The 21664-nt window shown below is 61.1% G+C and carries 24 protein-coding genes; 8 read left to right on the top strand and 16 right to left on the bottom strand.

Annotation, left to right across the window (positions count from 1 at the left end):
• Nucleotides 1-30: 30 nt before the first annotated feature.
• The 4 genes from ACKUG4_RS27140 to ACKUG4_RS27155 form a co-directional block, all read right to left on the bottom strand.
• Complete coding sequence (locus ACKUG4_RS27140; RefSeq protein ID WP_085648568.1) at nt 31-630, bottom strand: hypothetical protein; 600 nt, start codon at nt 628-630, stop codon at nt 31-33.
• Nucleotides 627-1226, bottom strand: coding sequence for a papain-like cysteine protease family protein (locus ACKUG4_RS27145; protein WP_085648567.1), 600 nt, complete (start codon nt 1224-1226; stop codon nt 627-629). The genes ACKUG4_RS27140 and ACKUG4_RS27145 overlap by 4 nt, the downstream gene beginning before the upstream one ends.
• Nucleotides 1227-1475: 249 nt before the next feature.
• The gene (locus ACKUG4_RS27150; RefSeq protein WP_007956561.1) at nt 1476-1751 is read right to left on the bottom strand and encodes a hypothetical protein; all 276 of its coding nucleotides are present in this window, start codon (nt 1749-1751) and stop codon (nt 1476-1478) included.
• Between the two features lie 80 nt (nt 1752-1831).
• Nucleotides 1832-2566: a DUF899 domain-containing protein gene (locus ACKUG4_RS27155; RefSeq protein ID WP_445435209.1), complete on the bottom strand. Its 735-nt coding sequence runs from the start codon at nt 2564-2566 to the stop codon at nt 1832-1834.
• Nucleotides 2567-2742: 176 nt separating this feature from the next.
• Here ACKUG4_RS27155 and ACKUG4_RS27160 point away from each other — a divergent pair, with 176 nt between their 5' ends.
• The gene (locus tag ACKUG4_RS27160) at nt 2743-3135 is read left to right on the top strand and encodes a hypothetical protein (RefSeq protein WP_039772548.1); all 393 of its coding nucleotides are present in this window, start codon (nt 2743-2745) and stop codon (nt 3133-3135) included.
• Nucleotides 3136-3197: 62 nt separating this feature from the next.
• Here ACKUG4_RS27160 and ACKUG4_RS27165 read toward each other — a convergent pair whose 3' ends face one another.
• The 3 genes from ACKUG4_RS27165 to ACKUG4_RS27175 all read right to left on the bottom strand — a co-directional run bounded on the left by ACKUG4_RS27165 (nt 3198) and on the right by ACKUG4_RS27175 (nt 5267).
• On the bottom strand, nt 3198-4067 hold the full coding sequence (locus tag ACKUG4_RS27165) for a DUF6279 family lipoprotein (protein WP_445435210.1): 870 nt from the start codon (nt 4065-4067) through the stop codon (nt 3198-3200).
• 77 nt (nt 4068-4144) lie between these two features.
• A complete protein-coding gene (locus ACKUG4_RS27170; protein ID WP_039772546.1) occupies nt 4145-4861 on the bottom strand; it encodes a TorF family putative porin in 717 nt (238 codons plus the stop codon).
• Nucleotides 4862-5078: 217 nt separating this feature from the next.
• Nucleotides 5079-5267 (bottom strand): PFL_1563 family small protein, encoded by a 189-nt coding sequence (locus ACKUG4_RS27175; protein WP_170844885.1) that lies wholly within the window; start codon nt 5265-5267, stop codon nt 5079-5081.
• A 351-nt stretch (nt 5268-5618) separates the two neighbouring features.
• On the opposite strand from ACKUG4_RS27175, the gene ACKUG4_RS27180 reads away from it, so the two are divergent.
• From ACKUG4_RS27180 to ACKUG4_RS27190, 3 genes are all read left to right on the top strand, one after another.
• Nucleotides 5619-6455: a CvfB family protein gene (locus ACKUG4_RS27180; RefSeq protein WP_445435211.1), complete on the top strand. Its 837-nt coding sequence runs from the start codon at nt 5619-5621 to the stop codon at nt 6453-6455.
• 44 nt (nt 6456-6499) lie between these two features.
• Nucleotides 6500-6904: a DUF2177 family protein gene (locus ACKUG4_RS27185; protein WP_445435212.1), complete on the top strand. Its 405-nt coding sequence runs from the start codon at nt 6500-6502 to the stop codon at nt 6902-6904.
• A 270-nt stretch (nt 6905-7174) separates the two neighbouring features.
• The gene (locus tag ACKUG4_RS27190) at nt 7175-8107 is read left to right on the top strand and encodes a DMT family transporter (RefSeq protein ID WP_445435213.1); all 933 of its coding nucleotides are present in this window, start codon (nt 7175-7177) and stop codon (nt 8105-8107) included.
• On the opposite strand, the gene ACKUG4_RS27195 is transcribed toward ACKUG4_RS27190, so the two are convergent.
• Complete coding sequence (locus tag ACKUG4_RS27195) at nt 8052-9233, bottom strand: MFS transporter (protein WP_445435214.1); 1182 nt, start codon at nt 9231-9233, stop codon at nt 8052-8054. The two genes, ACKUG4_RS27190 and ACKUG4_RS27195, sit on opposite strands and share 56 nt — an antisense overlap.
• Before the next feature lie 104 nt (nt 9234-9337).
• Here ACKUG4_RS27195 and ptrR point away from each other — a divergent pair, with 104 nt between their 5' ends.
• Both ptrR and ACKUG4_RS27205 read left to right on the top strand, forming a co-directional pair.
• Nucleotides 9338-10231, top strand: coding sequence for a putrescine utilization regulator PtrR (gene ptrR / locus ACKUG4_RS27200; RefSeq protein ID WP_074691146.1), 894 nt, complete (start codon nt 9338-9340; stop codon nt 10229-10231).
• Nucleotides 10232-10373: 142 nt separating this feature from the next.
• Nucleotides 10374-10502 (top strand): PA1414 family protein, encoded by a 129-nt coding sequence (locus ACKUG4_RS27205; RefSeq protein WP_003184145.1) that lies wholly within the window; start codon nt 10374-10376, stop codon nt 10500-10502.
• 93 nt (nt 10503-10595) lie between these two features.
• Here ACKUG4_RS27205 and ACKUG4_RS27210 read toward each other — a convergent pair whose 3' ends face one another.
• The 6 genes from ACKUG4_RS27210 to speB form a co-directional block, all read right to left on the bottom strand.
• Nucleotides 10596-10844, bottom strand: coding sequence for a phosphopantetheine-containing protein (locus ACKUG4_RS27210; RefSeq protein ID WP_039772540.1), 249 nt, complete (start codon nt 10842-10844; stop codon nt 10596-10598).
• 44 nt (nt 10845-10888) lie between these two features.
• Complete coding sequence (locus ACKUG4_RS27215; RefSeq protein WP_445435215.1) at nt 10889-11614, bottom strand: MBL fold metallo-hydrolase; 726 nt, start codon at nt 11612-11614, stop codon at nt 10889-10891.
• 84 nt (nt 11615-11698) lie between these two features.
• Nucleotides 11699-13078, bottom strand: a complete 1380-nt coding sequence (locus ACKUG4_RS27220) for a sodium:solute symporter family protein (protein WP_039772536.1) — start codon at nt 13076-13078, stop codon at nt 11699-11701.
• Between the two features lie 92 nt (nt 13079-13170).
• On the bottom strand, nt 13171-14682 hold the full coding sequence (locus tag ACKUG4_RS27225; protein ID WP_064594245.1) for a purine-cytosine permease family protein: 1512 nt from the start codon (nt 14680-14682) through the stop codon (nt 13171-13173).
• 56 nt (nt 14683-14738) lie between these two features.
• Nucleotides 14739-15161: a YybH family protein gene (locus tag ACKUG4_RS27230; RefSeq protein WP_445435216.1), complete on the bottom strand. Its 423-nt coding sequence runs from the start codon at nt 15159-15161 to the stop codon at nt 14739-14741.
• 10 nt (nt 15162-15171) lie between these two features.
• Entirely contained in the window at nt 15172-16122 is a 951-nt protein-coding gene (gene speB, locus ACKUG4_RS27235; protein ID WP_003222717.1) for an agmatinase, read from the bottom strand.
• 428 nt (nt 16123-16550) lie between these two features.
• On the opposite strand from speB, the gene ACKUG4_RS27240 reads away from it, so the two are divergent.
• Both ACKUG4_RS27240 and ACKUG4_RS27245 read left to right on the top strand, forming a co-directional pair.
• The gene (locus ACKUG4_RS27240; RefSeq protein WP_039772530.1) at nt 16551-17444 is read left to right on the top strand and encodes a LysR family transcriptional regulator; all 894 of its coding nucleotides are present in this window, start codon (nt 16551-16553) and stop codon (nt 17442-17444) included.
• Between the two features lie 5 nt (nt 17445-17449).
• The gene (locus tag ACKUG4_RS27245; RefSeq protein ID WP_445435217.1) at nt 17450-18046 is read left to right on the top strand and encodes a tRNA-uridine aminocarboxypropyltransferase; all 597 of its coding nucleotides are present in this window, start codon (nt 17450-17452) and stop codon (nt 18044-18046) included.
• A 75-nt stretch (nt 18047-18121) separates the two neighbouring features.
• On the opposite strand, the gene ACKUG4_RS27250 is transcribed toward ACKUG4_RS27245, so the two are convergent.
• Nucleotides 18122-19483, bottom strand: coding sequence for an HlyD family type I secretion periplasmic adaptor subunit (locus ACKUG4_RS27250; protein ID WP_445435218.1), 1362 nt, complete (start codon nt 19481-19483; stop codon nt 18122-18124).
• Nucleotides 19484-19493: 10 nt separating this feature from the next.
• Nucleotides 19494-21653, bottom strand: a complete 2160-nt coding sequence (locus tag ACKUG4_RS27255; RefSeq protein WP_445435219.1) for a type I secretion system permease/ATPase — start codon at nt 21651-21653, stop codon at nt 19494-19496.
• Nucleotides 21654-21664: the final 11 nt, after the last annotated feature.

Consider the following 21664-nt stretch of genomic DNA (forward strand, 5'->3'; position numbering starts at 1 on the left):
ATGGTCCGGGTTTTTTATTGCCAGCGTTTATTAGCTGCCCAGCAGGCCAGTGGTGTCGGCATCAAAGCGCCGCTTGGCCTGATCGGCTGCCGGTTTGAGCTGTGCGAGCAGGGCGGCCTCGCTGTACAGCCCGGTCAGCGCCAGCTCTTTTGGCGTTGGCTCGATCGGGATCAACACGTCTTCGTCCGCCGCATGCAGCCAGATCGCCACAAGGTGCAGCGCCGACACAAACAGCATCCGCAGCTCAACGGTTTTGCCCTTCAACTGCGGCGATTGCTCCGCCAGTTTCAGCGCATCGACCGTGGCGGCCGCCAGGTTGCCGTGGTTCAGCGAGGCGAACTCGACGTGACCGCGTACTTCGGCCAATTGCGCATCGGCAATCGACACCCCGCCGGAAAACACCAGGTAATGCCAGTCGCCCGCTCGGGCATTCTTCAGGCCTTTGCCCTGGCTCAAGTCGTCCAGACTGAGCGAGTAGCCGCGATAGGCCTCGCTTAGGCTGATCCCGGCGGGCGCGGCGCTGGCGAACTGGCGATTGACGCCAAAACCCTGGGTCTGCAACGCGGCCTGCAGGGCCGGGCGCAAGGTCTGTACGCCGTTGGAAGGCGCCTTTGGATAAGTCAGTTTCATGATGCCGCCCCCTGGTTTTTCGCCGTGAAGTAAGTGTGGGTCCAGTTGCCGCCGCCGTTGTAGGAACCGGGGAAGGCACTCAGCGCGCGGGTCGAATAGCCGTAGATCGAATCCGCGACCAGCACGTAATTGCCGTTGGTGCCGTAGATCGCCAGAAAGTGCGCACCGCCGCCGTACCAGGCGCAACGCAGGCCGATCGGGCGGCCCATGTTGATCTGGTTCTGGATGGCCGACATTTGCAGCGAACCCGAATTCATGCCGTTGAAACTGCGGGTGATCTTCAGCGCAACATCGAGATAGCCGTATACGTTGCACGGCCCCGGTTGATTGCAGCAGTTGCGATCCAGCGCGGCGCTGGCAACGGCGCATTGGGTCCAGGACCCGGTGCCGTAATAATTGCCGACCGAGGCGGAAGCGGCGGCCCAGCACCAGTTGGTCTGGGTCTGTTGCTGCATGGTGAAGTTAAGGCTGGCGGCCGCGAGGGCGCGTTGTTGTACAGCCGCCTCGACCTCGACCAGTTGCGGGTCGAGCAGATGGCTGATCAGACATTCGGGCAGGGTGTTGCCGGTGAATGCCGTTGTTTCAGTGGTTAACATTTTTCAATCCTCCATGAATGAAAACAAACGTTCCGCGTTTGCGGGATAACGGTACTACCGAGCGATCGGTGGGTAAGGGTTGCCATCTCCGATGGCGGGTTCCGATCAGGCTCGGGGTAACCCTAGGTGTGAATATGCATTTGTGCAAATAGAAAAATGCACTAATGCAAATTTCCGGACGAAAGAAAGCAGGCTCTGGTATCGATCCAGCCTGATCGATGACAAAGCCTGCCGTTGTCTGAGCGGGTGTTATCCCTCGGTTTTTTTCTCGGCCGAACCCAGTTCCTTCAAGCGCTGATCGATCAACTGGCATTTGTCCGGCAGATCGGCGGAGGCCGTACCCAGATCCATTTTCTGCAACTCGGCGTTGATCTCCTTGGCCTTGGTCGGGTTTTGCTCAGTGAGCTTCGCGACTTCCTTGGCCAGTTGCTCGCGTTTGGCGGTGGCTTCTTCCGGCGTACAGGCCCAGACGGGCAGGGCGCAGGCAAGCGTGGCGGCGAGGGTGAGCTTGAGCAGGGTTTTCATGGGGGCAGGCCTCAGTTCCGGTTAAGGCGGGTTAACCGGTTGAGGGCTTTCAACCGTGAAAAGTTCAGTGTGTTTGGGGCTCAGTCACCATGGCAGCAACTGGATTTTGCGGCGCCGTCGTACCGATCATGATGCCGCACCCATTCCATGATCTCGTCCTCGTTCCGGCCCTTGGGCGTAAGGTCGAGGTAGTTGTAGGCGCCGACCAGCATGTCCAGGCCGCGGGCATAGGTTGAGTAGGTGTGGAAAATCTCGCCGTTGTCAGCGCGATAGAACACGCTCAGCCCGGGCATTTCTTCCTCGGCGCTGTCGGTCTTTTCGTAGTTGTACGTAGCCTTGCCTGCTTCGACATCCTCAGCGCGGGCACACACGCCAAAGTCGTAGTTGAAATCGCAGCCGTCCGACGACACCCAGTCGAATGTCCAGCCCATCCGGCGCTTGAAGGCCTGGAATTCGGCGAACGGTGCGTGGGACACCGCCACCAGCGCAATGTCGTGATGGGCCAGGTGTTGGTTGGCGCCGTCGATGTGGTCGCTGAGGAATGAACAGCCCGGGCAGCCTTCCTCCCAGCCCTTGGCGAACATGAAGTGGTAAACGACGAGCTGGCTGTGTTTGCCGAACAGGTCGGCAAGTTTCAATTCGCCGTTCGGGCCCATGAAGCGGTAATCCTTGTCGACCTTCACCCAAGGCAGGGCGCGGCGTTTGGCGCTGAGGCGGTCGCGTTCCCTGGTGAAGGCCTTTTCATCGGCCAGATGCTGCTTGCGGGCGGCGAGCCATGTTTCGCGCGACACCACCGGATGATTCTCAACGTTCATGATGATTTCTCCTGCGGGGTTGAAACCGTCTGTCTCAGACTAGTCGTTCAACACCCCGGGAAATCGACAGACCGCCGGTCGGTCGGGGCGCGGAATAATCCTGAACGCTGACGCAGCGCTCCGGTCACAACCTGTGAACGCGCCAAAAAATCACGCGCACCGGAGGTTGAATCAGGATGACGACTTATAACTGGGATTTGATTGAGCGCCTGCTGCATGAAGTGCAGAACGGCGCGGGCCACAGCTTCGCGCCACGGTCATTCGCCGAAGACTATGCGGCAGAAAAAGCGGCGGCGGGCGAGCCGATCGAGAATCTGGATCACCTGAAAACACTCGCCTGCGACTACGAAAAGCTGCTGCTGGAGCGCGGCTACATCGAGCCCCGTGGCGAAGATGAAGGCAGTACCGGCAACAACTTCAGCCTGACCCCGCGTGGTTCCAGCCTGTTGAGCCTGATCGACAGCAGCATTCCCGGCAACGATCATCCGCGTCAGGTGCTCGATGAGCAGGAAGATGCGCTGGATGAGCTGACATTTGATGAGGTGGCCTCCAAGGCGCAGATTGCCTGAGGCTTTGCACAAAAAAATGTGGGAGCGATTTTGCTCGCTCCCACATGGGTTTTTCAGTGATCTCAGCTTTTTTGCGCAGCCTTCAGGCACTTCAAATCATTGAAGTCCTTGCGCACCCCCTCGATTTTTTTCAACAGGCGCTGCCTTTGCTGCGGCGTGCTCTCTGCCATCAGATCGACGAACAGCGAACGGGCCTGCGCCTCGGTATTGGCGTAGGCCTTTTGGTAATCCGGGGTCCATAAACGCTCGCGATTGACCAGAAGGGTCTCGATCCGTTGTGGGAATTCAGGACTTTTGCGTTGCGCGACTGCCGCGCTGAACTGCTTCTGCCAGTGGGCACGGTTGGCGATCCATTGGGTGTTCTGATCGCCCAGGGAAGTCGACCAGGCCATCACGCGCTGTTCCTGCTTGGCGCTCAACGGGCCGATCCAATCGTTGAGACGCTTGTCCATGCGCGCGCCTCGTTCGGCAATCTGCTGCGCCAGTGGTGGCTTGAGGTATTCCTGCTGGCGCTTTTGCAGATCCTTGGCAAAGGCGTCGTTCATTTCAGCGACCTGCCGATCATCCAGCCCTTGCAGCAACTCAATCGCCGACGGGGTGATTTCCCGGGCGGTTTCGGCGATCGCCTGCTTGGCTTCTGCGGTGCGGGCCTGGAGCGCGGCGTCGGTGACCTGATTGGTCTCGACCATGGTTTGCAGGCGATCCAGCCAATCGAGATAACCCGGCAATTGCGTGGTGCAATGCCAGTTCAAGTGTTCCTTGAGTCGCTCGTTGAACCAGTCCTTCTGCTCGCCGTTCATGTCCAGGTAGTCGCTGAGCGTCCACGGAATGATCACGTCAAGATTGCGATAAGCCAGGCCGACACGGCTGCAGGCGCCGAGGGCAAGGGTCAGGATCAGTAGAATCGCGATGCGTTTGAACCAGCTAGACATGGGCGAGTCCTTGCGAAAGCCAGCCTTGAGGGTCTGATTCTCATGTGAACACAGGATGGCCCCGGCAGTTCAGCCCATCAAAAGAACGGGCGTTCGGCCTTGAGCGTGACCAGCCCGTCACACTGACTGTTATGCCCGGAATAGGCCGAGCAATCGCTGCCGCTGAGGCTCGAATTGCTGTAGATCAGGTCGAGATCGATGCCCATGAACGGCCGGGAAAGTTTCACCGACCAATCGGTAAAACTGCTGACATAACCCCCGTCCACCGAGACCGGCGTGTTGAGCTGATGGGTGGTGTATTTCATGCTGATCCCGATGCCGAACGGCTGATTGCCGCCCAGGTCGGCAAACAAGGTGTTGTTCTGTTTATCCGGATCGTTGCTCAGGGCGATGCCGATCCGGCTGCCGAGCAGGGTCAGGCCACCGAACAGTTCCTGGCTGTCGAGGGTGTCGACCTTGGGATAACTGTAATGGATCATCCCGACTTCGTAGCCGAGGGTCTGATCGAAAGGTTGTTTAAAGCCGACGTAGGAGTCGATTTCGAGATTTTTCCCCGGCGTGAGGCCCATGCTCGGGGCGTACTGGCCTACATACAGGCCGCTGTCATGGCTAAGATCCAGGCCGCCGTGGAACGAGCCGACTGCCGAAGGTTTGACCAGCCCCTGGGCCATGCTGCGGCTGGGCGTGGTGCCGAGCTTGAGGTCGAAGTCACCGAGTTCACGCTGGAAAATCTGCGCGTGCGCGGCCGTGCTCGCCAGTAGGCCTACAAGCAATAAACAGGATGATTTGAGCATGCGTCACTCCTTGAGCAGCGAGCGCAGGGCGATAAAGCCTGCTGAAACGCTTGATCCAGACGCGTGCAAGGATACCGGCGAATGATCGGCATCGAGGGCCGTTCGTCGATTTCTGCTGTTTTGTAGGTTTGATTAAACGCGAGAGAGGTCTTGCGAGGGATCCGGTCCAGACGCTTCGAAGCTCAAAGCGCCTTTGGACTGGTGTGCTGCGGGGGTGTTACTTCTTGCCCAGGCTGATCTGCTTGGACGGGCCGAACGTCTGGCCGCTGACGCCCTTGGCAATTTGCTGGATTTCGCCGCCGGACTTGAGGAATGCCGCGATCTGATCGTTGATCGATTCGCTGGTTTCAACGGCTGGAGCTGGCTTTGCTTTGCTGGAGGATGCTTTTACACGCATGGCGGCCATTAACCTGTAGAAAAGTAACTCGGCCAGGCATCGTACAGGAATAACTTGACAATTGCTTGGTAAATATCCTCCGGAATAACCCAGTGGGCGGGTGGATTATTCGTGATTAATTATTCGAAATATCCCGCTAACCTGCTGTTTTAAATAACAACCTTTAGGCGATTCCATGATGTTCGGCGCTGTCGGGATCGCGTGAAAGCCGTCACGCTGGCCTGACGAGCGGCGCCCATCCAACGCGAAATCCAGGAAAATCAAGGCTTCCCACAGATTTTCGCGCGGCCGGCCGATCGGACGGCCAACCAGCACGGCAAAACCGGGTAGAATGCCGCCCACGCAATGAGGGTATTGGAAATGGCTTTAGTCGGGCGTTACAACAGTTTGCAAGTGGTTAAACACACTAACTTCGGTTTATATCTGGACGGCGGTGCCGACGGCGAAATTCTTTTGCCCAACCGTTATATCCCTAAAGATATTCCCAGCGAAGATGAAGACTGGCTCAATGTTTTCATTTATCTGGACAGCGATGACAAACTTATTGCCACCACTGAAAAACCAAAAGTTCAGGTCGGTGAATTTGCCAGTTTGAAAGTTGTTGAAGTCAACAGCATCGGCGTGTTCCTCGATTGGGGCCTGCCGAAGGATCTGCTGCTGCCTTACTCCGAAGAAAAACGCCAGATGACCGCCGGCGAGTACTGCGTGGTGCACGTCTACCTCGACAAGCACACCCGCCGCATCACCGCCACCGCGCGCCTGGATCGTTATCTGGACAAGACCCTGGCCAACTATAGCGCTGGGCAGGAAGTTGATCTGCTGGTCGCCGAAGCCACCGACATGGGCTTCAAGGCGATCATCAACAACAAGCACTGGGGTCTGATTCACAAGAACGAAATCTTCAAGTTCATGCGGGCCGGCATGCGCGAGAAAGGCTTCATCAAGGAAGTACGCGCCGACGGCAAGATCAGCCTGAGTCTGCAACCGGTAGGGCAGGAAGCGGCCAGCAGCCTGAACTCGAAGATCCTCGCCAAGTTGCGCGAGAACGATGGCACCCTGGCCGTCAGCGACAAGAGCGATCCGGCGCTGATCAGCAGCCTGTTCGGTGTCAGCAAGGGCAATTTCAAGAAGGCCATCGGTTCGTTGTACAAGAACGGTCAGATCGTCATTCATGCCGATCGCATTGAACTAACCTGAGTCTTGCGTGGCCCATGTTGCATGGGCTTACTTGAGATCGGCAGATGAAAAAAGCGTTGATTGCCTACGTTGCCACACTGCTGGCGTTTCTTCTGCTCGACGGGCTCTGGCTCGGCGTGTTGATGGCGCCGACCTATCGCGAACTGCTCGGTTCGCTGATGCTCGAAAAACCGTTGCTGGTGCCGGCAGCGGTTTTTTATTGCCTGTACGTTTTCGGCTGTGTGGTGTTTGTGGTGCTGCCGTCGATAACCTGGCAACGCGCCGCCCGGATGGGCGCGCTGCTCGGGCTGGTGGCCTATGGCACTTATGACCTGACCAACTGGGCGACATTGCGCGGCTGGTCGGCGCAGGTGTCGCTGATGGATTGGGCCTGGGGGACATTCGCCACGGCGCTGGCCTGTACGGTGGGATGGGGAGTGGCCAGAAGGCTTGATCGATCCGCCGGATAATGTTTGTTGCCTGAACTGGCGTCAATCGCGAGCAGGCTCGCTCCCACATGGGATCGCGTTTCCCTGTGGGAGCGAGCCTGCTCGCGATTGACGGCATAGCCGTCAGCCAATCACCACTGACGTTGCAGGAGCATGAAATGTCTTTTCCAGACGGCTTTTTCTGGCTGACTGGTTAATAATCCACTCACTATTTTTCGCCCCGGACAAAGAGCCGGGGCTTTGTTTGACCATTGGAAAAACTGCCATGTCGTGTGTGTTCGAGGTGTCGAGGTGAGCGTCAGTCGGCGCAGTGCCGACGGGTTTGCCCTGCAAGTGATGATCGGCCTGTGCCTGATCTGGGGCGTGCAGCAGGTGATGATCAAGTGGGCGGCGACCGACATTGCGCCGGTGATGCAGGCGGCGGGGCGGTCGGGAATTTCCGCGTTGCTGGTAGGACTGCTCATCTGCTGGAAGGGTGGCTGGGATCAGGTCGGTGCTACCTGGCGCGGCGGCTTGCTGGCCGGTGCCTTGTTCGGTCTGGAGTTCCTGTTCATCTCCGAAGGCTTGCAGTTGACCACGGCGGCGCACATGTCGGTGTTCCTCTACACCGCGCCGATCTTCACTGCGCTGGGCGTGCATTTTCTGTTGCCGAGCGAGCGTCTAAGACCGGTGCAATGGCTGGGGATCTTCATGGCGTTCGTCGGGATTGCCGTTGCGTTTGCCGGCGGCGTGTCGTGGGACAACCTCGACCGCCGCATGTTGATGGGCGATGCCCTCGGCGTGCTGGCCGGTGCCAGTTGGGGCGCGACCACCGTGGTGGTGCGCGCTTCGCGTCTGTCGGAGGCGCCGGTGACCCTGACCCTGTTCTATCAACTGATCGTCGGCTTCATCGGCCTGTTGCTGATCGCGCTGCTCAGCGGCCAGATCACCCACGTCAGCCTGAGCGCCGTGGCGGTGGGCAGCGTGCTGTTCCAGGGGCTGGTGGTGTCGTTCTTCAGTTACCTGACCTGGTTCTGGCTGCTGCGCCGTTATCTGGCGGCCAACCTTGCGGTGTTTTCCTTCATGACGCCGTTGTTTGGCGTGACCTTCGGCGTGGTGCTGCTCGGCGAAGAACTCAGCCTGAATTTCATCATCGGTGCCGTGCTGGTGTTGCTCGGCATCACCTTCGTCAGCGCGGAACAGTGGGTGCGTCGGCGTTTGCGCAAAGCCCTCGGCCAGCCGTAACGGATTTGCACGCCAGACCGCCGGCAATCAGCAGGCCGCTGCCGGCGATCACCAGCGCCGGTTGCAGGCCGCCGCTGAAATGGCTGCTGACCGCCGCCAGCAACGGCCCGCTGAGCTGGCCGACGGCGAAGCACGCGGTGAGCAGGCCGGCGTTGCGCTGGGTGGCGTGGGGCGCCAGTTCCCGGGAGCGTTGCATCACCAGTTGCATGCAGGCCAGGAACGGCGTGCCGCACAGGATCACGCCCAGCGCCAGACCAGGGCCACTGCCCAGCAGACAAGCGAACACCCCGGCAGCCTGCAGCCACAACGTCGCCATCAACCAGTGCCGGGTGGTTTCCGGATCGTGCCGACGCAAACTCACCAGCAGCACACCAATCGCAGCGCCAAGGCCGAAGCACGGCCAGAACAGATCCGCCTGCCATTGCCCGTGAAACTGCGCGTTGGCCATTTGCGACAGAAACGTGGCCGGAATGATGTAGCCCACGCCGTACAAGGCATACACCACCGCCAAACGTCCAATGCCACGATTTGACGAACCGACCGCAGTCGGCGCGGCCGGCACGCCGACACCCGGTTGTGGCAGGATCCGCACGATCCCCAGCAACATCACCAGCGCCACGGCGGCATAGATCAGCCACAGGGTGGCGGAAGTCTGCTGCGCCAGATGTGAGAACAGCGCCAACAGCCCAGTCAGAAAAATCCCCAACCCCGGCCCGGCAAATACCAGCGCCCCCAACCGTGGGCGACCCGCCGCCGCAGCCAGCGGCTGACTCAATGCAGTAATCATCACCAGCACCCAGGCGCTGGCCACTCCGGTGCCGAACCGCAGCAACAGATGCGACCAGAAACCGTTGGCCCAGAACGACGCCAGTGTCAGCAACACACACAACCACAAGCCACCATGCAGGCGCCGCTGCACCTGATCCGGCCGCCGGGAAAACATCGCATCCACCGCACCGAGCAGATAGCCGAGGTAGTTGGCCGCCGCAATCAGACCGGCGGCGGTCAGGTCGATCTGCCCTTCACTGAGCAGGTGCGGCAGTTGCGGGGTGAGGGCGAAACGCCCGATGCCCATGGCCATCATCAGGGCAACGAAACAGGCGGATAAGCGAATCAGCGGTGACATGGTCTGAATTCCGTTGGAGGTTCAATGACCGTCAGGCTAGGACTGATTGACTTTCTTTAAAATTGAATAATAGTGAGTAACTTGTTCTGTTCAGGAGAAAGGTTGTGGAGTTCAGCCAATTGCGGATCTTCCAGGCCGTTGCGGAAGAGGGCTCGATCACCCGCGCCGCCGAACGTTTGCATCGCGTGCCGTCGAACCTGTCGACCCGGCTTAAACAGCTGGAGGAGCAACTGGGCGTCGAACTGTTCGTCCGTGAGCGTCAGCGTTTGCAGTTGTCGCCTGCGGGAAAAGTCCTGCTGGACTACACCGGCAAACTGTTCGCCCTGCGCGATCAGGCCTGCGCGGCGGTGATGGGCGGGCAACCGGCGGGGGATTTCGTGCTCGGCACGCTCTACAGCACCGCCGCGATCCATTTGCCGGCGCTGCTCGCGCGCTATCACAAGCAATATCCGGCGGTGAATCTTCAGGTGCAGTCCGGGCCCAGTGGCGAGTTGCTCGAAGGCCTGCTCACCGGGCGCCTCGACGCCGCGCTGGTGGACGGCCCGCCGCAACTGGCCGGGATCGACGGTGTGCCGTTGTGCAACGAGCGACTGGTGCTGATCAGCGAGGCCGATCACCCGCCGGTGCGCAGCGCCAAGGATGTGGAAGGGCGCGCAGTGTTCACCTTTCGTCATGGCTGCGCCTATCGCGCACGGCTGGAAGCGTGGTTCGCCCACTATCAGGCGGCGATGGGTCGGGCGATGGAGATCGAGTCCTATCAGGGCATGCTCGCCTGTGTGATTGCCGGCAGCGGTGTGGCGCTGATGTCGGAGTCGATGCTCGCCAGCCTGCCGGGGCGCGAAAGCGTGGCGGTGCATCCGCTGGCCGAGCCTTTTGCCAGTGCGACAACATGGCTCATGTGGCGTCGGGGCATGGTCGGTGCCAACCTCAACGCGTGGATTGAACAGCAGCAGGCGCTCTATCCCGTGGCTGGCGAGGATGTGCGCGAAACGGCTTGAACGAACGGTCAGGGATTTGGATCAATTCAGTAACAGATCATTGCGGATTTGGCCGAGCATTGCGTAGGACTTCGGACTATTATCAGTGCGAAGCGGCCTCAGAATTCCGGACGCTCAGCACCACCCTGAAGGGGGCATGACGATGAAAGAGAAAATTCAAAACTGGCTGCACGATTTGGGTGTTGCCCTCGGCTTGATCGAACCGCCTCTGCAACCGGTCCCGATTCGCACCGATGACGAACAGCGTCGGCGTCAGCCACGTCGGCGGTAATGCCCCGCTTTGAAGGATCAAAGGATTTAAACGCCAAAAGATCGCACCCGGCCGTCGCTCCATGGAGTGGCGGGCGGGTGCGATCTTTTGTTTTCAGTGACGCCCGATTTCCATCAGAAACCGGCTCAGGTCATTCACGGTTTTCGCAGTCTTGAGCATCCGGTCCTCTTCGGCGGTGAAGGCCGTCAGTCCGAATTCATCTTCCAGATGGAAGATCAGATCCTCGATATCCGCTTTTTCCAGCCCCAGTTGCGCAAGGCTGGTGTGGTCGTCGAATTCACGATTTTCCAGCAGGCGCAGGATGAAGCGGTGCACGGCAGCACGCACGGCAGCTCTTCTCATGGCAGATATTTATTGTGGTTGATCTGACTGAAGTACAGCAGGCCTCAGGCGTGCCGGCGCAACCATTCGTCAATCATCCCGCGCAAATGCGCCCCGGAAAAACTGCCGAAGTGCCCGCCATGCACCGTGCGGATCTTCAGCCCCTGCAAGCGCCGCAGGCTGGCGGCGTAGTCGTCGAGGTTGGAATGGTAGGCGTCTTCGATCAACGGCCCGTCGTAAATGATGTCGCCGCTGAACAGGGTTTCGCTGGCCGCTTCGTAGAGGCTGATCCCGCCCGGTGAATGCCCCGGCGTGTGCAGCACCTGCAGCGTGCGATTGCCCAGGTCCAGCACATCGCCGTCCTCGACAAAACCAGTGGCCGGCGCCGCCTTGACCCGATATTCGGCGTAGCACAACGGGCAATCCGGGTGCGCTTCGAACATGTCGTCGCCGACGAAGGCCCGGCTCAGATCGTTCTCGCCATCCGGCGCTGCCAGAATGTTCGCCTCGGCGGGATGCACCAGTCGTTCGGCAAATTCATGATGCCCGGCGATGTGGTCGAAATGGCAATGACTGGCCACCGCCACCAGCGGCCGCTCGGTCAGCCACGGCAGTTGCTCGCGCAGGCTGACCAGCCCGGAACCGCTGTCGAGCAACAGATCCTTGTCCCGCCCCTGAACGTGCCACAGGTTGCAGCGGTAGAAGGGGCGGATGAACGGCTCGTGAATCAGCCGAATGCCGTCGCTCAGGCTTTGCACTTCGAACCACTGATCGCGAGAAACAATCTTCATCAAGCATTTTCTCCAGACGAAAAAAACGGGTGTGGCAACCGACGCCACACCCGCCGAAGAAAGCATCAAGTCGTTGTGTTCAGCTTAGATTGCGCTCGCCACCACGTTTGGGCGACGGGACATCAGGCTGACCACCACAAAACTCACCAGACCCACAGCCAGGCTGTAGTAGATCGGCGTGTTGGCATCCAGACCGTCCTTGAACATGAACAGCAGGGCGGTGGCGAAACCCAGGCCCATGCTGGCGATAGCGCCGGCGGTGGTCGCGCGTTTCCAGAAGATCGCACCGATCAGCGGGATCAGCATGCCGCCCACCAACAGGTTGTACGCGAGGGTCAGGGCGCTGATCACGTCGTTGACCACCAGCGCGATGCCCAGCACCACGACACCGGTCAGCAGGGTGAACAGACGGTTCACCCCCAGGCTCGACTGTTTGCCGCCACGCAGTTTCGGCAGCAGGTCTTCGGTCAGGGTGGTGGCAGCGGCGAGCAGGCCGGCGCTGGCGGTGGACATCATCGCGGCCAGGGCAGCGGCGATCACCAGGCCACGAATGCCATCCGGCAGCGACAGTTTGACGATCGCGGCGAAGGCGTTGTTGACGTTGTCCAGATCCGGGATCAGCACGTGCGCCGCCATGCCGATCAGGGCACAGGCCAGACCGTAAAGGATGCAGTAGATGCCTGCGAAGCTACCGGCGTACTGAGCCACTTTTTCGTTCTTGACGGTGAACACCCGTTGCCAGATGTCCTGACCGATCAGGATGCCGAAGAAGTAGATCATGAAGTAGGTGATGATCGTGTCCCAGCCGATAGTGGTGAAGCTGAAGGCGGTGGCCGGCAGTTTCAGCACCAGTTCGTCCCAGCCGCCGACGCGGTACAGGCAGATTGGCAGGAGGATGAACATCAGGCCGACGGTCTTGATGATGAACTGGACGATGTCGGTCAGGGTCAGCGACCACATGCCGCCGATGGCCGAGTAGATCACCACCACGCCACCGCCGAGCAGTACCGAGATCCAGAACGGCAGGCCGAACAGCACTTGCAGCACGGTGCCGATGGCGAGGATCGAGGTCACGCCGATCATCAGCGCGTAGGCCAGCATGATCGCCGCGCTCGCCGAGCGGGCCATCGGGTTATAGCGTTTTTCCAGGACCTGGGTAACGGTGTAGATCTTCAGTTTCAGCAGCGGCTTGGCCAGGAACAGGTTCAGCGCCACGATGCCGCAACCCAGTGCCGCGCACAGCCAGAAACCGGAAATGCCGTGCACGTAGCCCAGACGCACGGTGCCGACGGTGGACGCGCCGCCGAGAACGGTCGCCGCCATGGTGCCCATGTACAGGCTCGGGCCGAGGTTACGCCCAGCGACCAGGAAGTCCTCGTTGGTCTTGGCCTTGCGCATGCCGAAGTAGCCGAGCAAGAGCATGCCGGCGGCGTAGATGAGGACGACGAATAAATCCAAAGCCATGATGGCGTGTCTCCGATTGTCTTTTTTATGGTGAAACAAATTGGTTCTATGAGGCTGCCCTTGTGGGAGCAAGCCCGCTCCCACAGGGTTGATCAGGCAGCCTGACGCAGCGCCGCTTCAGCCGGCGCATGGGCGCCTTTGCTGCGGGGATCCTTCGGGCCGTAGACCAGCGCCGGTTCCGGGAACAGGCTCAGCAGCATCAGGTACATCACCGAGGCCAGACCGAGGGTCACCAGCAGGCTGATGTCGATGCCGCCGGCCAGTTCACCGAGCGGGCCGACAAACTGCCCCGGCAGATTGACGAAGCACAGGCCGACCGCCGCGCTCGGGATCCAGGCACCCAGGCCGCGCCAGTTCCAGCCGTGGCTGAACCAGTAGCGTCCGCCTTGCTCGCCGCGCGTGAACACTTGCAGGTCGTCCGGGCAGTAGAAGCCGCGACGCACCACCAGGCCGATGATCATGATCACCATCCACGGGGTGGTGCAGGTGATGATCAGCACCGCGAAGGTCGACACGCTCTGCACCAGATTCGCCGCAAAGCGCCCGATGAAGATGAAGGCAATCGACAGCACGCCGATCAGCAACGTCGCCTTGACCCGTGAAAGCAGACGCGGGAACACGCTCGACATGTCCAGCCCGGTGCCATACAGCGATGTGGTGCCGGTGGACATGCCGCCGATCACCGCAATCAGGCACACCGGCAGGAAGAACCAGCTCGGCGATACCGCCAGCAGACCGCCGACGTAGTTGTTGGCCGCGATGTAGTCCGGCGCCTGGATCGCCACAATGGTCGCGGTGGTCAGGCCGAACAGGAACGGGATGAAGGTGGCGATCTGCGAGAGCACCACCGCCGCCATGATCCGCTGACGCGAAGTTTCACGCGGGATGTAGCGGGCCCAGTCGCCGAGGAACGCGCCGAAGGAAATCGGGTTGCTCATGGCCACCAGTGCGGCGCCGATGAACGCGGCCCAGAAGCCCGGCTGGCCGAGGCTGACGGTGCCGGCGTAGTGCGAATCGAACGGGCCGGCGAAAGCGAAGATGCCCAGCAGGAACAGCAGGCTCGCGCTCCACACTGCGACCTTGTTCACCCACAGCAGGAAGCGGAAGCCGTAGATGCACACGGTCAGCACCAGAATCGCGAACAGACCGTAGGCCAGGCCCAGGGTCAGGTCGGTTTCCGGCAGGCCGATCAGGCGTTTCGCACCACCGATCAACGCATCTCCCGAACTCCACACCGAGAGCGAGAAGAAGGCGATGGCGGTCAACAGCGACAGGAACGAACCGACGATCCGCCCGTGCACGCCGAAATGCGCACCGGACGACACGGCATTGTTTGTGCCGTTGAGCGGGCCGAACAGGCCCATCGGTGCAAGGATCAGCGAGCCAAGCAGCACGCCCGAGACAATTGCCCAGACGCCCGCCTGAAAGGACAAGCCGAACAGCACCGGGAAACTGCCGAGCACGGCGGTGGCAAAAGTATTCGCGCCGCCGAAGATCATGCGGAACAAGTCCACGGGACCGGCGGTGCGTTCGTTGTCCGGGATCTGTTCGACCCCGTGGGTTTCAATCTGCGTAAGGCTTTGGTCGTTGTTGTTGTTATTCATGATCTGCTCCGATCATAAAGGCGCGCCTCATCGTGTGTGAGGCGTCACCTGTTTGGCTAAGGGGATGGCAGCCCTTCCGGCATTGCGGACAAATGTTCGTGACAGGCCAGCCAAAGGCCTTGTTGTTCTAGGCTCGACGCTTGTTGCTTGAAAACAATCGTCTCGCGCTCCTGGCTGAAGTGTTGCTCCCCTTGCATGCGCAGCTCGGTGGCCACGTCATGGATGAAAATCGCCACGTCACCCTGCAGGCTGACGAAGGCGTTGCTCGAGATGCAGGACAGCACCTCGAAGCCATCCTCGGCACGCCAGCTGTCCCACAACGCCTGATAGGCATCGCGCGACAGCAGGGGCTGTTCGAGGGTGTAGAACACGAAGCTGGCATCGGCGCTGAACGCGCCGAAGTAGGCTTCGCGATCGTTGCGGGCGAAGGCGGACACCAGATCGGCGGCCGCTTTCAGAACCTGATCACGTTCGTTCATGACCCGACCCTCAGCGGTGGACCACGCCCGGCAGTACGCAGAGCATTTCGTACAGCAGGTTGGCGGCCAGCAGCGAGGTGTTGCCGGTGGTGTCATAAGCGGGCGAGACTTCTACCAGATCGCAGCCGATCAGGTCGAGGCCCTGGCAGCCGCGAACGATTTCAATCGCCTGAATGGTCGTCAGACCACCGATTTCCGGGGTGCCGGTGCCTGGCGCCCAGGCCGGGTCGATGCCGTCGATGTCGAAGCTCAGGTACACCGGGCCGCCACCGACTTTCTCGCGCACTTCGGCCATCAGCGGTGCCAGCGACTTGTGCCAGCACTCTTCGGCCTGAACGACGCGGAAGCCCTGATCGCGGCTCCAGTTGAAGTCGTCGGCGGTGTAACCCTGCGCCCGCAGACCGATCTGCACCACACGGTCGCAGTCCAGAAGACCTTCTTCGACCGCACGACGGAAAGTCGTACCGTGGGCGATCTTCTCGCCGAACATGTGATCGTTGACATCAGCGTGAGCGTCGATGTGCACCAGACCGACCTTGCCGTGCTTTTTGTGGATGGCACGCAGGATCGGCAGGGTGATGGTGTGGTCGCCACCCAGGGTCATCGGGATCACGTTGTGCTCGAGGATGTTGTCGTAGGCTTCTTCGATGATGCGCACGGCGTCGAGCAGGTTGAAGGTGTTGATCGCCACGTCACCGATGTCGGCAACCGACAGCGAGTCGAACGGCGCAGCGCCGGTGGCCATGTTGTACGGGCGGATCATCACCGATTCGGTGCGGATGTCACGCGGCCCGAAGCGGGTGCCGGGGCGCAGCGAAGTACCGATGTCCAGCGGCACGCCAACGAAGGCGGCGTCCAGACCGGCAGCGGTCGGTACATGGGGGAGTCGGAGCATGGTGGCGATGCCGCCGAAGCGCGGCATTTCGTTGCCGCCCAGTGGTTGGTGGAGAATCTTGTCCACGGGTAGGGCCTCATCGTCTTTGTTTTATTTATGTCGGCGCACCGCATTCGCAAGGTCACGGGCACCGCTGTGGGCCGATTCTGCGAAATGTAGTGGGGCGGAAGAATCGCTACGGGCAAATACTTAGTTCAGAAATTTCTAAACTAATGATGTGGGTAGAGATAGACTTTGTGCGCCTTGGGGTTTGTGATCGGCTGAACATCGCCGCCCTCACCCCAGCCCTCTCCCGGTGGGAGAGGGAGCCGATAGAGTTGTTCTCAGGAGCTTCATCGACCTGAAATATCGAGTCGAACTTAATAGAATCTGGGACAGACGCAGAATTTGAAGGCCATGGAGATCGGCTCCCTTTCCCCCTCTTCCCCTTGGGGAGAGGGCTGGGGTGAGGGGTGGTTCCAACAGACGACACAGTTCCCAGCCCCGGAGTAGACATGGCCAACGCTTTACCCGACCTGAAACTGTTGCGCATCTTCGTCAGCGTCGTGCGTCATCAGGGGTTTGCCAACGCGCAGCAGGAACTCAACCTGTCGACCTCGGCGATCAGCACCTACATGAGCCAGCTCGAAGCCGCGCTGGGTCTGGTGCTGTGCCATCGCGGGCGCGGCGGTTTCAGCCTGACCAGCAAGGGCGAGCTGTTCCATCAGGAAACCCTGCGCCTGCTCGCGGAGCTTGAAGGTTTCGAGCAATACGCCGCCGCGCTCAAGGGCGAGTTGCGCGGCACCCTCAACCTCGGGGTGATCGACTCCACGGTCAGCGACAAGGCCTTGCCGTTCGCCGAAGCCATCGGCGCCTACAGCCAGGAACACCCGGCGGTGCATTTGCATCTGTCGGTGATGAGCCCGTATGAACTGCAACTCGGCGTGCAGGACAACCGCCTCGACCTGGCCATCGGCGCGTTCTCCACGCGCATGAGCGGTCTGGTGTACATGCCGCTGTACCGCGAGCAGCACTGGCTGTATTGCAGCAACCGGCACCCGCTGTTCAACGAACGGCGGATTCCCGAACAGGTCATCACCCAGCAACGCATGGTCGGACGCGGTTACTGGAGCCAGGCCGAACTGGCCCGTCACGGTTTCAAACACAGCGCCGCTACCGTGGAAAGTATGGAAGCGCAGCTGATTCTGGTGCTGTCCGGGGCCTACATCGGTTACCTGCCGGAGCACTACGCCCAGGCCTGGGCCGACAAGGGCGACCTGCGGGTGCTGCTGCCGGCGACCTTCGGTTATCAGGCGCCGTTTTCCATGATCATGCGCCGTGGCCGCAGCCGCGAACCGCTGATCCAGACCTTCCGCGATCTGCTCAAAGCGCAGCTCAATCAGGCATAAAGAACATGTCCAGACCCCAATGCCCGCGCTGCCTGCGCCCACAAACTCATTGCCTGTGCCCGCTGATCCCCAGCCTCGACAGCCGCACCCGGGTGTTGCTGTTGCAGCACCCGAGCGAGGTCAATCACGCGCTCAACACGGCACGGCTGGCGGCGCTCGGTTTGATCAATGCCGAGCTGATTGTCGGCGAGGTGTTCGAGGATCTGCCGACGCTTTTGAACCGGCCGGGGTATCGGGCGCGATTGCTGTTCCCGGCGGAAGATGCGCAGCCGATGCAGGCTTACGCCGCGTCCGATGAACCGATGTTGCTGGTGGTGCCGGACGGCACCTGGCGCAAGGCGCGCAAGATGCTGCACCTCAATCCCTTGCTGGCGGCGTTGCCACGGGTGACGTTGGCCGAGGGCGGGGTTTCCCGGTATCGGCTGCGCAAGGCACCGGGGCCGGGGGCGTTGTCGACGATTGAGGCGATAGTGCAGGCGTTGCAGACCTTGGAAGCGCCGGCCTCTTTCGAGCCGTTGCTAAAGCCGTTCGAGGCGTTGATCGAGGGGCAGATTGCGGCGATGGGGGAGGAGACCTTTCAGCGCAATCATGGCGAAAGATAGGAGCTGTCCGTACTGGCCATATCGCTAGCCTGCTAGCGATTGCAATGGTCACATCACCGACAATGTTGAGCAGAATTAGCGCTCGCGCATCGCCTCGGTCCGGGCCTTGAGTACCGGTTTTAGCAGGTAATCCAGCACACTTTTCTCCCCGGTAATGATGTCCACCGTCGCCACCATCCCCGGAATGATCAGCAGCGGTTTCACATCCCCGCCCAGATGGTTTTTGTCGGTGCGCACCTGGATCAGGTAGAAGCTGTTGCCCTTGTCGTCGGTGATGGTGTCGGCGCCGATCAGCTCAAGCTTGGCGCTGAGCCCGCCGTAGATCGTGTAGTCGTAGGCACTGAACTTGACCATGGCTTTCTGGCCCGGATGCAGAAATGCAACGTCCTGCGGCCGGACCTTGGCTTCGATCAGCAGGTTGTCTTCCAGCGGCACGATTTCCACCATGTCACTGCCCGGCTGCACCACGCCGCCGATGGTGTTGACCTTCATCTGCTTGATCACCCCATGCACCGGCGAAGTCACGGTGGTGCGGCTGACGCGGTCGTCGATGGCGATGCTCGACGCGGTGATTTTCGACAGGTCCGTGCGTTTCTCGTTGAGCTCCTTGGCCGCTTCGGAGCGGAAGGTCTGTTCCGATTCGTCGATCTTGCTGCGGATCTCGGCGATGGCCGATTCGGCGCGGGGAATGGCCAGGGTCGTGGCGTTCAGGGAACCGCGGATTTCCACGGTACTGCGCTTGAGCCGCAAGATCTCCACCGGCGACACGGCACCGGTCTTGACCAGCGGTTCGGACATGTTCATTTCCTGATTGACCAGCGCCAGGCTCGAACTGTATTGCCCCTGTTTCGAGCGAAACTCCGCCAGCTCCTGAGTCTTCTGCCGCAGCTGTTCGCTGAGGGTTCTCTGTTCGCTGGCCAGTCGCCGCTGCCGTTGTTCGTACAGCGAACGCTCGTCCTCGGCCACTTGCGGCGCCTTGGCGATCACTTCGTCCGACAGCTTGAACGGTCGGCCCTCTGCTTCGGCGGACAAGCGTTCGACCTGCGCGGTCAAGGCATAACGATCGGCCTCGCTCTCACCCTTGTTCGACAGAAACCGCGTGTCGTCCAGGCGCAGCAGTTTGTCGCCCTTGTCGACCATCTGCCCTTCACGCACGAAGATCTCGGTGACGATCCCGCCCTCGAGGTTCTGGATCACCTGGACCTTGCTCGACGGAATTGCCTTGCCTTCGCCCATGGTCACTTCCTGCAACACCGCGAACTTGGCCCAGACCAGCGCACTGATCAGCAGCGCCGCCGCCAGCCACACGGTGATGCGCGACCAGCGTGGCGAATCCTGCAGCGAAGCACCGGCGGTTTCCGGCATGAATTCGGCTTCGGCGCTTTTACCGAAGCTGTCGAAGTAACCGCGGGGTTTTGAGGAGGAGGAAGCAGACATGGGGCAACTCCTAGACCGCTGCCGAGCCGACCCGGCCCTTGCGCAGCGCATCGATGACCGCTTCTTTCGGACCGTCGGCGACGATCCGGCCGTTGTCCAGCACCAGCAACCGGTCCACCAGGCTCAGCATTGAAGTGCGGTGGGTGACCAGCAACAAGGTTTTGCCCTGCACCCAGCCGTGCAGCTTCTGGCGCAGGACGTCTTCGCTGCTGTTGTCCATGGCGCTGGTCGGTTCGTCGAGCAGCATGATCGGCGGGTCGAGCAACAGCGCCCGAGCCAGCAACACGGCTTGGCGCTGGCCACCGGAAAGCAGTTGCCCACGCTCGCCCACCGGCCGGTCGAAGCCTTGCGGGTGCTGGCGGGCGAGCTCGGTAACGCCGGTCAGTTCGGCCACTTCGAGCATCCGTGAATCGCTGATGTAGCGGGCGCCGAGGGTCAGGTTGTCGCGCAGGCTGCCGGCCAGCAGCGGCAGGTCATGGGCGACGTAACCGATCTGCTGGCGCAGGTCGGCGACATCCAGTTGCCGCAGGTCGAGGCCGTCGAGCAGCAACTGGCCTTCGTCCGGTTCGTAGAAGCCCATCACCAGTCGCGCCAGGGTGCTTTTGCCCGAGCCGCTGCGGCCGATGATGCCGATCCGTTCGCCGGGTCTGACGCTGAAGCTGACGTTGCTCAGGGCCGGCGCGTTCTGGCCGTTGTAGTGGAAGGTCACCGCGTTGGCGTCCAGCGCACCTTGCAGTTGCGTGCGTTCCAGCGGCCGCTGTTTGCCGTCGCGTTCCTGAGGCAGGGACATCAGCGCATCGGTGCTTTTCATGGTCAGTTGCGCTTGCTGGTAGCGGGTGATCAGCCCGGCGATCTGGCCCAGCGGCGCCAGCACGCGACTGCCGAGCATGTAAGTCGCCACCAGCGCTCCGACGCTGAGATTGCCGGCGATGATGCTGTAGACCCCGGCCACAATTGTCGCCATCCCCGAAAACTGCTGGATGAACAGCGTGCCGTTGGTGGCCAGCGCCGAGAGATTACGCGCGTGGCTGTCGAGGCGGGTGAGGGCGCCGTGGGTGCTCTCCCATTTGTGCTGGCGCTCGCTTTCGGCGCTGCAGGCCTTGAGGGTTTCCAGGCCACCGAGGGTTTCGATCAGCAACGCCTGACGCTCGGCGCCGAGGCTCAGGCTTTTCTGCACGGTGTCGCGCAGGCGGACCTGAATGATCATCGCGAACACGATCGTGATCGGAAACGCCAGCAGTGGAATCACCACCAGCCAGCCACCGAGCAGGCCGATCACCACCAGCATCAACACCACGAAGGGCAAGTCGATCAGGCTGGTCAGGGTCACGGCGGTGAGGAATTCGCGCAGGCCCTGAAAGTCATGAATGCTCTGGGCGAAGCCGCCGATGGTCACCGGCCGGGCCTTCATCGCCATGCCGGTGATGCGTTCGAATAAAGTCGCAGAAAGGATCACATCGGTTTTCTTGCCGGCGGTGTCCAGCAGGTGCGCGCGCACCACCCGCAGCACCAGTTCGAAACCGGTTCCGATCAGCAGCCCGATGGCCAGCACCCACAGGGTCGACGTGGCCTGGTTCGGCACCACGCGGTCGTAGGTCTGCATGACGAACAGCGGCACCATCAGGCCCAGCAGGTTGATCAGGAAACTGGCGAGGATCGCGTCGCTGTACAGCCATTTCGACAGCTTCAGGGTGTCGCGAAACCACGCCTGCACCCGTGGCACCAGCGGTGAACGCAGGTCTTCCAGTTCATGCCGTGGCCGGGCGAACAAGGCCTGGCCGCTGTAGTGTTCGGTGAGCTCTTCACGGCTGACCCATTGCTCGCCGCCGTCGGCTTCGCTGGGCAGGATCAGCGCCTTGCCGTCTTCGGCAAACCGCCGCAGCACCGCGGTACGCCCGTTGCCCAACAGCAACAGCACCGGCAAGTTCAGTGGTGAAATGTCTTTGAGTTCCCGGCGCAACAAGCGCGCCTGCAACCCGGCCCGGGCTGCGGCGCGGGGCAGCAGGTCCAGGCTCAGGCGTTGTTTGTCCAGGGGCAGCCCGGCGCTCAGGCTGGCGCGACTGACGGTCGCGCCATGCAGTTTGCAGAGGATCAACAGACCGTCGAGCAACGGGTCATCGAAGCTCAGCCGCGGATCGATCCCGGTGTTACCGGGTTGCATGCTGGTCATATTGATCGCTC

It is taken from the genome of Candidatus Pseudomonas auctus (genome assembly GCF_048654275.1).
In the GTDB taxonomy this organism is placed as follows: domain Bacteria; phylum Pseudomonadota; class Gammaproteobacteria; order Pseudomonadales; family Pseudomonadaceae; genus Aquipseudomonas; species Aquipseudomonas pharyngis.